11 protein-coding genes are annotated in these 13,631 nt (G+C 74.2%); 9 read left to right on the forward strand and 2 right to left on the reverse strand.

The window, feature by feature from the left end:
- The first annotated feature begins 147 nt into the window (after positions 1-147).
- The 9 genes from RM425_RS04025 (at position 148) to RM425_RS04065 (ending at position 10,543) form a co-directional block, all read left to right on the forward strand.
- Positions 148-1,728: an ABC transporter ATP-binding protein gene (locus tag RM425_RS04025; RefSeq protein ID WP_311343871.1), complete on the forward strand. Its 1,581-nt coding sequence runs from the start codon at positions 148-150 to the stop codon at positions 1,726-1,728.
- Positions 1,725-2,909 (forward strand): ABC transporter permease, encoded by a 1,185-nt coding sequence (locus RM425_RS04030; RefSeq protein WP_311343872.1) that lies wholly within the window; start codon positions 1,725-1,727, stop codon positions 2,907-2,909. Before RM425_RS04025 ends, RM425_RS04030 begins: the two co-directional genes overlap by 4 nt.
- Positions 2,906-4,186 carry an ABC transporter permease gene (locus RM425_RS04035; protein WP_311343873.1) on the forward strand — a complete coding sequence of 427 codons (1,281 nt, stop codon included), beginning with the start codon at positions 2,906-2,908 and terminating at the stop codon, positions 4,184-4,186. The genes RM425_RS04030 and RM425_RS04035 overlap by 4 nt, the downstream gene beginning before the upstream one ends.
- Positions 4,186-4,635 carry a cytidine deaminase gene (locus RM425_RS04040; protein WP_311343874.1) on the forward strand — a complete coding sequence of 150 codons (450 nt, stop codon included), beginning with the start codon at positions 4,186-4,188 and terminating at the stop codon, positions 4,633-4,635. The genes RM425_RS04035 and RM425_RS04040 overlap by 1 nt, the downstream gene beginning before the upstream one ends.
- A complete protein-coding gene (locus RM425_RS04045; RefSeq protein ID WP_311343875.1) occupies positions 4,635-5,921 on the forward strand; it encodes a thymidine phosphorylase in 1,287 nt (428 codons plus the stop codon). The genes RM425_RS04040 and RM425_RS04045 overlap by 1 nt, the downstream gene beginning before the upstream one ends.
- Positions 5,922-5,937: 16 nt before the next feature.
- On the forward strand, positions 5,938-6,855 hold the full coding sequence (locus RM425_RS04050) for an ABC transporter ATP-binding protein (RefSeq protein ID WP_311343876.1): 918 nt from the start codon (positions 5,938-5,940) through the stop codon (positions 6,853-6,855).
- A complete protein-coding gene (locus RM425_RS04055; protein ID WP_311343877.1) occupies positions 6,852-7,664 on the forward strand; it encodes an ABC transporter permease in 813 nt (270 codons plus the stop codon). Before RM425_RS04050 ends, RM425_RS04055 begins: the two co-directional genes overlap by 4 nt.
- Positions 7,665-7,673: 9 nt before the next feature.
- Positions 7,674-8,750, forward strand: coding sequence for an adenosine deaminase (locus RM425_RS04060; RefSeq protein WP_311343878.1), 1,077 nt, complete (start codon positions 7,674-7,676; stop codon positions 8,748-8,750).
- Between the two features lie 239 nt (positions 8,751-8,989).
- A complete protein-coding gene (locus RM425_RS04065; protein ID WP_311343879.1) occupies positions 8,990-10,543 on the forward strand; it encodes a DEAD/DEAH box helicase in 1,554 nt (517 codons plus the stop codon).
- A gap of 71 nt (positions 10,544-10,614) precedes the next feature.
- Here the strand turns inward: RM425_RS04065 and RM425_RS04070 are convergent, their stop codons facing one another.
- Positions 10,615-11,997 (reverse strand): hypothetical protein, encoded by a 1,383-nt coding sequence (locus RM425_RS04070; protein WP_311343880.1) that lies wholly within the window; start codon positions 11,995-11,997, stop codon positions 10,615-10,617.
- 48 nt (positions 11,998-12,045) lie between these two features.
- Entirely contained in the window at positions 12,046-13,578 is a 1,533-nt protein-coding gene (locus RM425_RS04075; protein ID WP_311343881.1) for an MFS transporter, read from the reverse strand.
- Positions 13,579-13,631: the final 53 nt, after the last annotated feature.

Genomic DNA, 13,631 nt, shown 5'->3' on the forward strand with positions numbered 1-13,631 from the left:
CCGAGGTGTGCGACATCATGCGCGCAGCCGGTCGGCAGCTGCAGCCCGGCGGACCCGGCGGGCGACGCAGGACCTGCGTCCTCCCGGCGAACAGCAGCAGACGTGCTCCGCCCACCCGCGGAGGCACCGCGAGAGGAAGGCCCACCCATGGCCGAGGCAGCAACCGGCGGCGCGCACCCGCCGGGGACGGCGACCGGAGACGTCCCGTACGCGGTGGAGCTGCGCGGCATCACCAAGCGCTTCCCCGGGGTGGTCGCCAACCGTGACATCCAGCTGCGGGTCCGCCGTGGCGAGGTGCACGCGATCGTCGGCGAGAACGGTGCCGGCAAGTCCACGCTGATGAAGACCCTCTACGGGATGCACCGTCCCGACGAGGGCACGATCCTGCTCGACGGCCGCGAGGCGACGCTGCGCAGCCCGTCGGACGCCATCGCCGCGGGCATCGGGATGGTGCACCAGCACTTCATGCTCGCCGACAACTTCACCGTCCTGGAGAACGTCGTCCTGGGCAGCGAACCGACCCGTGGCGGGCGGCTCGACCGCGCCACGGCCCGCCGGCGCATCACCGAGCTCTCCGACCGGTACGCGCTCAACCTCGATCCCGACGTCCTCGTCGAGGAGCTCGGGGTGGGGGACCGGCAGCGGGTCGAGATCGCCAAGGTGCTCTACCGGGGCGCGACGACGCTGATCCTCGACGAGCCCACCGCCGTCCTCGTCCCGCAGGAGGTCGACGAGCTGTTCGGCAACCTCGCCGAGCTGACGCGCGAGGGCCTCACCGTCATCTTCATCTCGCACAAGCTCGACGAGGTGCGCAAGGTCGCCGACTCCATCACGGTCATCCGCCGCGGCACCACCGTCGGCACCGCGGACCCGCGGACGACGACGGCGCGTCAGCTCGCCGAGCTGATGGTGGGGTCGGAACTGCCCACGCCCGGTGCGCGGAGCGCCACCGTCCGGGACGTGCCCGTCCTCCGGCTGCGCGGGCTGACGGTCGCCTCGCAGGGGAGCCGGCCCGCCGTCGACGACGTCTCGCTGCTCGTCCGCGAGGGGGAGGTCGTGGGGATCGCCGGCGTCGAGGGCAACGGCCAGGCCGAGCTGGTCGACGCCATCATGGGGCTGCGCCCGCTCGCCGACGGCTCCGTCGAGCTCGGCGACCAGGACATCGCCGACTGGAGCACCCGCGCCCGGCGCGAGGCCGGGGTCGGCTTCATCCCCGAGGACCGGCACCGCCAGGGCATGCTGCTCGACGCCCCGCTGTGGGAGAACCGGATCCTGGGCCACCAGACCCGGCCACCGGCGGTCAAGGGGCTGTTCATCGACCGCCGGGCGGCGCGGGCCGACACCGAGCGGATCATGGAGGAGTACGACGTCCGCGCCCCCGGGCCGGACACCCCCGCGGTGGCGCTGTCCGGCGGGAACCAGCAGAAGCTCATCGTCGGGCGCGAGATGAGCGCCTCGCCCCGGCTCCTCGTCGCCGCGCACCCCACCCGCGGGGTCGACGTCGGCGCGCAGGCCGCCATCTGGGAGCTGCTCAACACCGCCCGCGCCGAGGGGCTGGGGATCCTGCTGATCTCGGCCGACCTGGACGAGCTGATCAGCCTCTCCGACACGCTGCACGTCATGCTCCGCGGCCGGCTGGTCGCCACGCTGGATCCGACGGCGGTCACCCCGGAACAGCTCGGCGGCCACATGACCGGCGCCCACGACGGCGCGGCGGGTGCGGCGTGACCGCCCTCCGCCGGCTCGGGTCGGCCCTGCTCGCCCCGGCCATGGCCGTCGTGGTCGCGGTGGTCATCACCGCCCTGGTCATCCTGGCCATCGGCGAGAACCCGGGGACCGCGCTGCAGGTGCTGCTGGACTTCGGGGACACCCCGGCGCAGCAGACCCAGTCGATCGTGGTGATCCTCAACCGCGCGGTGCCGCTGTTCCTCTCGGGCCTGGCGGTCGCGGTCGCGTTCCGCATGGGGCTGTTCAACATCGGCGTCGAGGGCCAGTACCGGATGGCCACGGTGCTCGCCGCCGGCGCCGGGGCGGCGGTCGCCCTGCCCGGCCCGCTGCACGTGCTGCTGATCATCGTCGTGGCGATGGCGGTGGGCGCCCTGTGGGCGGGCATCGTCGCCGTCCTCAAGGTCACCCGCGGCGTGAGCGAGGTGATCAGCTCGATCATGCTCAACTTCATCGCCCTGGGCACCGCGTCCTGGCTGCTCACCGGCCCGCTGCGGGGCAGCGAGGAGGGCGCGGCGATCATCACCACCACGGACATCCCCGAGTCGGGCTGGTTCCCCGATCTCAACGGGCTGTTCGGCGTCGTGGGGCTGGCCCAGCCGCGGTCGGAGCTCTACGGCTTCCTGCTGGTCGCCGTCGTCGTGGGCGTGGTGGTGGCCGTGGTGCTGACGCGCACCCGGTTCGGCTTCGACCTCCGGGCCACTGGCATGTCGCCCTCGGCCGCCACCGCCAGCGGCGTCGACGCCCGCCGCATGGTCATCAAGACGATGCTCATCTCGGGCGGGATCGCCGGCCTCATCGGGCTGCCCGACCTGCTGGGCGACACGCGCCACTTCGGCACCGAGTTCACCGCCGGCCTGGGCTTCCTCGGCATCGCGGTGGCCCTGCTCGGCCGGGGCAGCCCGACCGGCATCGCCTTCGCCGCGCTGCTGTTCGCCTTCCTCGACCGGGCCGCGGTGCCGCTGCAGTTCGCCGACATCCCCGCCTCGGTGGTCACGATCATCCAGGGCACGATCGTGCTCGCGGTCGTGATCGCCAACGAGCTGGCGCGGCAGCTCAACCGGCGGCGGGCCGAGCGGGGCAGCGGGCAGGGCGACCCGCCCGCCGACGACGGGACGTCCGCCGGCCCCGGGGGCCCGGTCGGCACCCGGATCACCGACGACCGCCAGGAGGCCGGGAGATGAGCACCGCGACGACGGCAGCCACCTCCGCGCCGAACCGCGGACCGCTCACCGAGCTCCTCCTCGGGGGCGGCAAGGCCCGCCGGATCACCTGGGGCCTCGTCGGGCTGATGCTGCTGATGTCGGTGGTCCGCATCGTCTCCGGCGAGCAGGCGCTCACCTCGTCGTCCACCTTCGCGACGGCGCTGCTGCTGGCGGTGCCCATCGGGCTGGCCGCGCTGGGCGGCCTGTTCTCCGAGCGCGCGGGCGTGGTGAACATCGGCCTCGAAGGCATGATGATCCTGGGCACCTGGGGGGCCGGGTACGCCGGCTACCAGTGGGGCTGGGTCGGCGCGATCGTCGGCGGCATCGTCCTCGGCGCCGCCGGAGGCCTCCTCCACGCCATCGCCACGGTCAGCTTCGGCGTCGACCACGTGGTCTCCGGCGTGGCCATCAACATCCTGGCCGGGGGCATCGTCCGGTTCCTCTCCGAGCTGGTCTACGCCGGCAGCGACGTCGGGGGCGGGGTCACCCAGTCGCCGGCGCTGTCCAGCAGACCGCCGAGCTTCTCGCTGCCGGTGCTGTCCTCGGGCCCCGATCTCCTCGGCGACCTGCAGGACACCGACTGGTTCCTCGTCTCCGACGTCGCCGGTCTGCTGCGCGGGCTCACCAGCGGGGTGGGCATCCTGACGCTCATCGCGATCCTGCTCATCCCGATCACCTACCTGGTGCTGTGGCGGACCGCCTTCGGGCTCCGGCTGCGCTCCTGCGGGGAAAACCCCGCGGCGGCCGACTCCCTCGGCGTACCCGTCTACCGGATGAAGTACATCGCGGTCGTCATCTCCGGCGGCCTGGCGGGGCTCGGCGGTGTGGCGCTGGTGTTCGTCGCCAACATCTACAAGGAGGGCCAGACCGGTGGGCGCGGCTTCATCGGCCTGGCGGCGCTGATCTTCGGCAACTGGCGGCCCGGCGGCCTGGCCGCCGGCGCGGGCCTGTTCGGGTTCGCCGACGGACTGCAGCTGCGCAGCCGCACCGCCGTCGTCGCGCTCCTGCTGCTGCTCGCCGTCCTGCTGCTGGCGGTCGCGGTGTTCCAGACCACCCGGGGCAAGTACGTGCAGGCGGTGGTGGCCGCGGCGTTCGCCGGGCTCAGCCTGGTCGGCTTCCTCACGATCGAGGAGCTGCCCACCGGCATCGTGTCCTTCACCCCGCACCTGATCACGCTGCTGGTGCTGTCGCTGGCCTCCCAGCGACTACGGATGCCGAAGGCCGACGGGCTGGTCTACCGGCGAGGGGACCACTAGTGGCCGCCGATCGGGTGGTGGGGCGGGCGGACGAGGTCGACGTGGACTGGGACGCGCTGCGGGCCGCGGCCCGGGAGGCGATGAGCCGGGCCTACGCGCCCTACTCGCGGTTCCCGGTCGGGGTCGCCGGCCTGGTCGACGACGGCCGGCTGGTGACCGGCTGCAACGTCGAGAACGCCTCCTACGGGCTGAGCCTGTGTGCCGAGTGCGGCATGGTCAGCGATCTCGCGCGCTCGGGCGGGGGACGGCTGGTCGCGGTCGCCTGCGTGGGCGGGGACGGGCAGCCGCTCATGCCGTGCGGCCGGTGCCGGCAGCTGCTCTGGGAGTTCGGCGGGGCGGACATGCTCCTCGAGACGGTGTCCCTGGGGGTCGTCCCGATGCGTGAGGTGCTGCCCGACGCCTTCGGCCCCGACGACCTGGTCGCGGCAGCGGAGCGGGGGCAGTGCTGATGGCCGGCCACGACGCGATCGACATCATCCGGGCCAAGCGGGACGGCGTCGAGCTCTCGGCCGACCAGATCCGCTGGGTGATCGACGCCTACACCGCGGGCAGGGTGCCCGACGAGCAGATGAGCGCCCTGCTGATGGCGGTGTTCTTCCGCGGCATGACGCCGGACGAGCTCGCCGTCTGGACCCGGTCGATGATCGACTCCGGGTCGCGCAAGGACCTCTCCGCGCTCGGGCGGCCCACCGCCGACAAGCACTCCACCGGCGGCGTCGGCGACAAGATCACCCTGCCGCTGGCGCCGCTGGTCGCTGCCTGCGGGGTCGCCGTGCCGCAGCTGTCCGGGCGGGGTCTCGGGCACACCGGCGGCACCCTGGACAAGCTCGAGGCGATCCCGGGGTGGCGGGCCGACGTGGACGAGCAGGCCTACCTGGCGCAGCTGCGCGACGTGGGCGCGGTGATCTGCGCGGCCGGCGACGACCTCGCCCCCGCGGACAAGCTGCTCTACGCCCTCCGCGACGTCACCGGCACCGTGGAGTCGATCCCGCTCATCGCCAGCTCGATCATGAGCAAGAAGATCGCCGAGGGCGCCGACGCGCTGGTGCTGGACGTGAAGACCGGCTCGGGCGCGTTCATGAAGGACCCCGACGCCTCCCGCGACCTGGCCCGCACGATGGTCGGCCTGGGTGAGGCCGCCGGCGTCCGCACCGTCGCGCTGGTGACGGCGATGGACCGGCCGCTGGGCCGGGCCGCGGGCAACGCCGTCGAGGTCGCCGAGTCGGTCGAGGTGCTGGCCGGCGGCGGTCCGGCGGACGTCGTCGAGCTGACGCTCGCCCTGGCCCGCGAGATGCTCGCCGGCGCCGGGCGTCCCGACGTCGACCCCGCCGAGGCGCTGGCCGACGGCCGGGCCATGGACGTGTGGCGCCGGATGATCGCCGCGCAGGGCGGCGACCCGGACGCGCCGCTGCCGCGGCCGGCGGAGACGCACGTGGTGACCGCCCCGGCCACCGGCACGCTGACCCGGCTGGACGCGTTCTCCCTCGGCGTCGCCGCCTGGCGGCTGGGTGCCGGCCGGGCCCGCAAGGAGGACCCGGTGTCCGCCGCCGCGGGCGTCGTCTGGACCGCGGGCGTGGGGGAGCGGGTGACCGCCGGGCAGCCCCTGCTCGAGCTGCAGACCGACGACGCCGCCCGCATCCCGCGGGCCCTGGAGGCGCTCGAGGGCGCGTTCGGCGTCGACACCGACGACGAGGTGCTCCCGCTGGTCCTCGACCGCATCACCGCAGGGTCGTAGAGGACACTGGTCTCTCGTGCAGAAGGACCACCTCCTCCCCACCACTCGCGAGCTCGCGGCGGGACCCGGGAGGCGGCCGACGGAACCCGATCCCGAGGCCGCGATCTCCATCCGTGGTCTGGTCAAGCGGTACGGGGAGCGGGCCGCCGTCGACGGTCTGGACCTCGACATCCGTCGCGGGGAGATCTTCGCGCTGCTCGGTCCCAACGGCGCCGGCAAGACGACGACGGTCGAGATCTGCGAGGGCTACCGCGGGCGCGACGGCGGTGAGGTGCGCGTGCTGGGGGTCGACCCGGCGAAGGGCGGCCGCCGCTGGAAGGCCGACCTGGGCATCGTGCTGCAGTCGGGGGCCGGGGACAGCCAGCTGTCGGTGCGCGAGCTGCTGACCGCGCAGGCCTCCTACTTCGCCGACCCGCGGGACCCCGACGAGGTGCTCGAGCTGGTCGGCCTCACCGAGAAGGGCGGCGCCCGCGGCCGCACGCTGTCGGGCGGGCAGCGCCGCCGGCTGGACGTGGCGCTCGGCATCGTCGGCCGCCCGAAGCTGCTCTTCCTCGACGAGCCGACGACCGGGTTCGACCCGGAGGCGCGGCGCCAGTTCTGGGCACTGATCCGCTCGCTGCGCGAGCTGGGCACCACCATGCTGCTCACCACGCACTACCTCGACGAGGCCGAGGAGCTGGCCGACCGGGTCGGCGTGATCGCCCGGGGCCGGCTGGCCGAGGTTGCCGTCCCCACCGCCCTGGGCGGTCGCGGGACCGCGCCGGCCGTCGTCAGCTGGACCGAGCATGGCACCCGGCGGACCGCCGAGACGACGACACCGACCGCCTTCGTCACCGAGCTCGCCGCGCGCTTCCCCGGCGAGGTGCCCGACCTCGCGGTGAACCGCCCGACCCTCGAGGACGTCTACCTGACGATGATCGGAGACCGCTCGTGACCACCGCCGCACCTCCGCGCACCGCCCTGCCCTCGGTCGGCCGGGTCTGCCGCACGCGGGCCGGGGTGGAGCTCAAGGAGTTCTTCCGGCAGCGCGAGTCGGTCGTGTTCACCCTGCTGTTCCCCGTGATCCTGCTGCTGGGCCTGGGGGCGGTGCTCGACTACGACCTCGGCTCGGGCGTCGACTTCCCGCAGTACTTCATGGCCGGGGTGATCACCGCCGGCATCGTGGGCGCGAGCCTGCAGAACATGGCGATCCACATCGCCGGCGAGCGGTCCGACGGCACGCTGAAGGCCCTGGCCGGCACCCCGATGCCGAAGTCGGCCTACTTCGTCGGCAAGGTCGCGCAGGTCGTCGCCGTGACGCTGGCGACCATCGTCGTCCTGCTGCTCGTCGGCGTCCTCGTCTTCGGCATCGACCTCCCGTCGGGGAGCGACTGGCTGACCTTCGCGTGGGTCACCGTGCTCGGCGCGGCCGCGTGCACGCTGCTGGGCATCGCCGTCTCCTCGCTGGCCCGCAACTCGCGGTCGGCGTCGGCGACGGTGACCCCGATCGCCCTGGTGCTGGAGTTCGTCTCCGGCGTCTTCATGCCCTTCGACCAGGTGCCCGGCTGGCTGCAGGACGTGGCGGCGGTCTTCCCGGTCAAGTGGCTGGCCCAGGGGCTGCGCTCGGTGTTCCTGCCGGACTCCCTGGCCGCCCGCGAGCCGGCCGGGTCCTGGGAGCTGGGCACGGTCGCGATCGTGCTGGGTCTCTGGTGCGTCGTCGGGCTGCTGCTGTGCGTCCGGACCTTCCGCTGGCAGGACCGGTAGCTTTCTCGGGTGTCTGCACCGCTGAACGCCGACTCCCTCCGGCGCGCCCCCAAGGTCCTGCTGCACGACCACCTCGACGGCGGTCTGCGGCCGCAGACGGTGCTGGAACTGGCCGACGCCCACGGCTACCGCGAGCTGCCCACCGCGGACGCCGGGGAGCTGGGCCGCTGGTTCCGCCAGGCCGCGGACTCTGGCTCGCTGGTCCGCTACCTGGAGACGTTCGCGCACACGGTCGGGGTCATGCAGACCGCCGACGCGATCCACCGGGTCGCCCGCGAGTGCGCGCTGGATCTCGCCGCCGACGGCGTCGTCCACGCCGAGGTGCGCTTCGCCCCGGAGCTGTCGACGGCCGGCGGACTGCCGATCGAGGCGGTCGTCGAGGCGATGGTCGACGGCTATGCGGCCGGCGCGGCCGAGGCCACCGCGGCCGGGACGCCGATCCGGGTCGGGGCGCTGCTGTGCGCGATGCGCCAGACCGACCGCTGGGAGGAGGTGGCCGGGCTGGTCGTGCGCTACCGCGACGCGGGCGTGGTCGGATTCGACCTGGCCGGCCCCGAGATCGGCTTCCCGCCCGACCGCATCCCCGCCGCCATCGAGCTGCTGGACCGGGCCGGCGCCCACCGGACGGTGCACGCCGGTGAGGCGGCCGGCATCGACAGCATCCGTGCCGCGTTGGACGGGGCTCGCGCGGAGCGCCTCGGCCATGGCATCCGCATCGCCGACGAGGTGCCGGTGGACGGCACGCTCGGGCCGGTGGCGCAGCGGGTGCTCGACGAGCAGGTGCCGCTGGAGGTCGCGCCGTCGTCCAACGTGCAGACCGGCGCCTATCCGTCGCTGGCCGAGCACCCCGTCGACCGGCTGCACCGGCTCGGCTTCGCCGTCACCGTGAACACCGACAACCGGCTGATGAGCGGCGTGTCGGCCACCAGCGAGCTGACCGAGGTCGCGACCGCGTTCGGCTGGGGCTGGGCCGACGTGCAGACCGTCACCGAGCGTGCGGTGGCAGCCGCGTTCCTCGACGGAACCGAGCGCGCGCGGCTGCTCACCGACGTCGTCCGGCCCGGGTACGCCGCCCTGGGGGGCTGACGGAGGGTGATCGTCCCCACCCCCTCGCGGGGAATCACCGGGGCGGTCGCGCTGCTAGCCTGGAGGTACCGGCACAACGCCGGTCATCCTCCCGGACGGTTTGTCCGGGCATGAGCGCATCCGTGCAGATCACGCGTTCCATCCCTGGGCGCACACGATCGCCAGCGAGGACGCCGGAACCTGCGGCGCTCTCCTTTTCCACGGGACGCGCTCCGAGCTGTATCGGAGCCCCACCCCGCATGACCTTGGTCAACCCTGTGTCGTTCGAGTCGAACAACGCTGACACCGCCCCCGAGAACATCGTCGACAACACCGCCGCGGACACCGTCGCCGCGGAGAGCATCCCCGAGGTGCCGGCCGAGCCGACCGGCCCCACCTTCGGCCAGCTGGGTCTGCCCCAGCCGCTGGTGACCGCCCTCGAGCGGCGCGGCATCCACCGCCCGTTCGCCATCCAGACCTCCGCGCTGCCGGACGCCCTCGCCGGGCGCGACGTGCTCGGCAAGGCCGCCACCGGCTCGGGCAAGACGCTGGCCTTCGGCCTGCCGCTGCTGGCCCGGGTCGGTGCCGAGGTCAAGCAGGGCCGCCGCGCCCCGCGCGGTCTGGTCCTCGTGCCCACCCGCGAGCTCGCCCAGCAGGTGCACGACAACCTGGCCCCGCTGGGTCAGGCGACCGGCGTCGTCCTGGCGACCGTCTACGGCGGTGCGCCCATGTACCGCCAGATCCAGCAGCTGCGCCGCGGCGTCGACGTCATCATCGCCACCCCGGGCCGGCTGCAGGACCTCATCAGCCAGGGCGAGGCCACCCTCGCCGAGGTCGTCGTCACCGTCCTGGACGAGGCCGACTTCATGGCCGACCTGGGCTTCCTCCCGGTCGTCAAGGAGCTGCTCGACCAGACCGACCGCAACGCCCAGCGGCTGCTGTTCTCGGCCACGCTGGACGGCGAGGTCGACTCGCTGGTGCGCCGCTACCTGAAGGACCCGGCCCGGCACGAGGTGGTCCGCCCCGGTGGGGAGGCGCCGCCGGCCGAGCACCTGGCCTTCACGCTCGCCTTCCGCGACAAGCTGCAGGTGGCGACCGAGCTCGCCGGCCGTCCCGGCCGCACGATCATCTTCGCCCGCACCCAGCTGGGCGTGGACCGGCTGGCCGACAACCTCAAGGCCGCCGGCATCAAGGCCGAGGCGATCCACGGCGGGCTTCCCCAGGCGGCGCGCAAGCGTGCGCTGGAGGAGTTCACCGACGCCCGGTCGCCGGTCCTGGTGGCCACCGACGTCGCCGCCCGCGGCATCCACGTCGATGACGTCTCGCTGGTCCTGCACTACGACCCGCCGACGGACGCCAAGACCTACCTGCACCGTTCGGGCCGTACCGCCCGCGCCGGTGCCGCCGGCGTCGTCGTCTCGCTGCTGCTGCCCGACCAGGTGGGCCAGGCGAAGCGCCGCTTCCGCACGGCCAAGGTCGACCCGCCCCTGGACCGCACCCGGCCCGGCGACAAGCCGATCCTGGACCTGGTCGCCGCCGGCATCCCGGTGGAGCCCAAGGAGCGGACCCAGCGCGACATGCGTCGCGGCGGTGGGGGCCCCGGTGGCCGTCCGCGTCGTGACGGCGAGCGCCCCAGCGGTTCCCGCGGCGGCCCCCGTCGCTCCTACGGCGACCGTCCCCGGCCCGCCGGCGAGCGGCCCGCGGGCGAGCGGTCCTACGGCGGCGGTGAGCGTTCGTCGTCCGGCGAGCGCTCCTACGGCGACCGCGGTCGCTCCGGTGGGCGGCCCGGCCGTCCCACCCGCTACGGCAGCTGAGCGGTAACTGAACGGCCGAGCGGCCGGTCCCGGGGTCTCCCCGGGGCCGGCCGCTCCGTCGTCCGGCGCCGTCAGTCGCGGAAGACGAGCCTCCCGCTGATCAGCCCGACGATCTCGTCCCAGGCGGGGCGGACGGCGGCGGCGTCCTCCTGGCGCAACGCGGTGTCCGGCCGCTGCTCACCCACCGCCACGGCCCGGCCCAGGGGCGCGGTGGGGGAGAGCAGCTCCTCGACCCGCGGCAGCTGCCCGTACTCGGCGAGGTCGCGCACGCCCTCGACCGGCTGCCCGAGGGCGGCGTAGCTGACCAGCCCGGCGGCGCCGTCGGCCACCTCGCCGAGCACCTCCGCCAGCCCGGCCAGGTCGTAGCGGTCCTGCTCGGCCGGGAGCGGCGGGGTGTCGGTGTCGGCGACCTCGGGCCAGGAGGCGATCTCGCTGAGGTCGTGGCGCTCGTCGCCGGCGCAGAACCGGCTCAGCTCGGCCGGGGTGTCGAACAGGAAGACCTCGCCGTCGCGCCCCAGGAACCGGGCGACGTCGTCGACGTAGCAGCGCAGCGTGATCCCGGCGCCGTCGGGCACGACGACCTCCACCGGGAGGATGCCGACGGCCTCCCAGAACTCCGCCGCCGCGGCGACCGCGGCGGGGGCGTGGGGCAGCCGGCCGCCGCCACCGGCGATGGTCCGCACGCCGGCGGCCGGGCCGGTACCGCGGACGTCGACCGGCTCGATGGCGTCGTCCTCGTCGTCGTCCACGGCGATCGGGGCGGCCTCCGAGGCCGACGGGAAGTCGGCGGCGGCCGCGGTGCCCGCGCCCGTCCAGTCCAGGTGCTCGCCGAGCTCCTCGACGACGTCCTCCCACAGGTCGTCGAGCGCGCTGCCGACGCCCGCCCACGCGTTCTCGCCGGAGCGGCCGACGAACGCCTCGGCGCCCAGCCCGAGCGAGCCGATCTCGGGCTTGGCCACCAGCTCGGCGACGGCCTCGAACTCGGTCTCGTCGTCGTCCAGGTCCTCGTCGTCCTCGTCGGCCGTATCGAGGCACTCGGCCAGCCGGCTGACGATGTCGATCGTGGCCGCCAGCTCCTCGACCGCCCAGCGGTCGGGGTTCTCGGCGGCGACGTCGTAGACGCCGTCGAGGTCGTAGCGGTGGTCGTCGTCCGGGGTCAGGTCGGCGGCGCCCAGTCCCGCCACCACGGGCCACACCGGGTGGTCGGCGAGGTCGTGATCGGTGCTGGAGCGGCAGAACGACGCGAGGGCCGCGGGGGAGGGGAAGAGGTGGACGACGGCGGTGGGCACCGGGTTCTCCGGGTCGTCGTCGTTGATGTCGGCGCGGACCTCGACCGTGGTGCCGAGGAAGGCCTGCCACTCCTCGCCGTCCTCCTCCCACGGAGGAGCCCACAGCGTGTAGCCCGTGCGGTCGTCGAGGGTGAGAGCGATGGGAACGATGCTGGGCCTGGCCACGGGGAGACTCTGCCAGATGGGCGGGCCCGCCCTCCCTCCCCTTTCGGCTCAGGCGTCCGCGGGGGGAGTGCGCCAGACCAGGGCCACCAGCGCGGCGGCGGCGAGCATGACGCCCACCCCGATGCCGGCGGTGAGGTCCATGCCCGCGGTGAAGGCCTCCCGGGCGTTCTCGGTGAGCGCGGCCGCCGGGTCGGCGGGCAGCCGGTCGGCCAGGTCGAAGGCGCCGCCGAGGGTGCCGGCGGCCTCCCGCTCGGCGGCGTCCAGACCGGCGGGGAGGACCAGGCGGGCGGCGTAGACGGCGCCGAGCACGCTGCCCAGGACGGCGACGCCCAGCCCGGTGCCCAACTCGTAGGCCGTCTCGCTGACGGCACTGGCCTGCCCGGCCCGTTCCGGGGGCGCGGCGGTGAGGATGGCGTCGTTCGTCAGCGTCTCGGCGAGCCCGGCGCCGGCCGCGACCAGGCCGAATGCGAGCACCACGAGACCGGGTGACGTCCCGGTGCCCAGCCGGGTGGCGACGGCGTAGCCGGCGACGCCGAGCAGTAGGCCCATGACGACGAGCCGGCGGACCGCGAACCGCCGCGCCAGCGGCACGGCGGCCAGCCCGCCCAGCACCGAGGCGGCCAGCCCGGGCACCAGGAGGAGGCCGGCGTCCATCGGGCTGCGACCGAGGACGAGCTGCAGGTACTGCGAGGCGAGGAGCAGGAGCCCGGAGAGCGCGGCGATGCTGAGCAGGTTGGCGCTGATGGCCGCGGTGACGACCCGCGAGCTGAACAGCGAGAGGTCCAGCAGGGGGTCGGACCGGCTCAGCTGCCGGCGGACGAAGCCGATGCCGCTGCCGAGGCCGAGCGCCGCCGCTGCGGCGGCCAGGAGTCCGGGCGACCCGCTCGCCAGCGACGTGATGGCGTAGACCAGCGGCAGCATCGTGGTCAGTGACAGCACGACGCTGACCAGGTCCAGCCGCCCCGGGGAGGGGTCTTTCGACTCGGGCAGCACGCGGGCGGCCAGGAGCAGTACGGCCAGCACCGGCACGTTGACCAGGAAGACCGAGCCCCACCAGAAGTGCTCGAGCAGCGCGTCGCCCACGACGGGGCCGAGCGCGGCACCGCCGGCGAAGCCGGAGGCCCACACGGCGATCGCCAGCCGCCGCTGCTGCTGGTCCAGGAACAGGTTGCGCAGCAGGGAAAGGGTCGACGGCATGAGAGCCGCGCCGAACACGCCTTGGAGCGCGCGGGCGGCGATGAGCCAGCGGACGTCGGGGGCGTACGCGGCCAGCACCGACGCGACGCCGAAGCCGACGGCACCCAGCAGCAGCAGGCGGCGGCGGCCGAACCGGTCACCCAGGCTGCCGGCGGTCACCAGGAGCCCGGCCAGCAGCAGGGGGTAGATGTCGACCGCCCACAGCAGCTCGGTGCCGCTGGGGGCCAGGGCCCGGGTGATCGAGGGCACGGCGAAGGTGAGCACCGTGCCGTCGATCGAGATGAGCAGGACCGGCAGCATCAGCACGACCAGGCCCAGCCACTCCCGCCGTCCGGCGAGAGGTGTGGTGCGCTCGGCCTCGTGTGCCGTGGGGGCGGTGCTCATGCGTCCTCGTCCTGTTCTGCGGTCAAATACCGTCCAGACGGTATAGTAACTCG

Origin of the sequence: Blastococcus goldschmidtiae (assembly GCF_031845325.1) — a bacterium.
GTDB lineage: Bacteria > Actinomycetota > Actinomycetes > Mycobacteriales > Geodermatophilaceae > Blastococcus > Blastococcus goldschmidtiae.

Bases quoted from the DNA above. Each gene is read 5' to 3' on its own strand.
- RM425_RS04065 (WP_311343879.1), top strand. From the start codon at position 8,990: ATGACCTTGGTCAACCCTGTGTCGTTCGAGTCGAACAACGCTGACACC.
- RM425_RS04025 (WP_311343871.1), top strand. From the start codon at position 148: ATGGCCGAGGCAGCAACCGGCGGCGCGCACCCGCCGGGGACGGCGACC.
- RM425_RS04045 (WP_311343875.1), top strand. From the start codon at position 4,635: ATGGCCGGCCACGACGCGATCGACATCATCCGGGCCAAGCGGGACGGC.
- RM425_RS04035 (WP_311343873.1), top strand. From the start codon at position 2,906: ATGAGCACCGCGACGACGGCAGCCACCTCCGCGCCGAACCGCGGACCG.
- RM425_RS04075 (WP_311343881.1), bottom strand. From the start codon at position 13,578: ATGAGCACCGCCCCCACGGCACACGAGGCCGAGCGCACCACACCTCTC.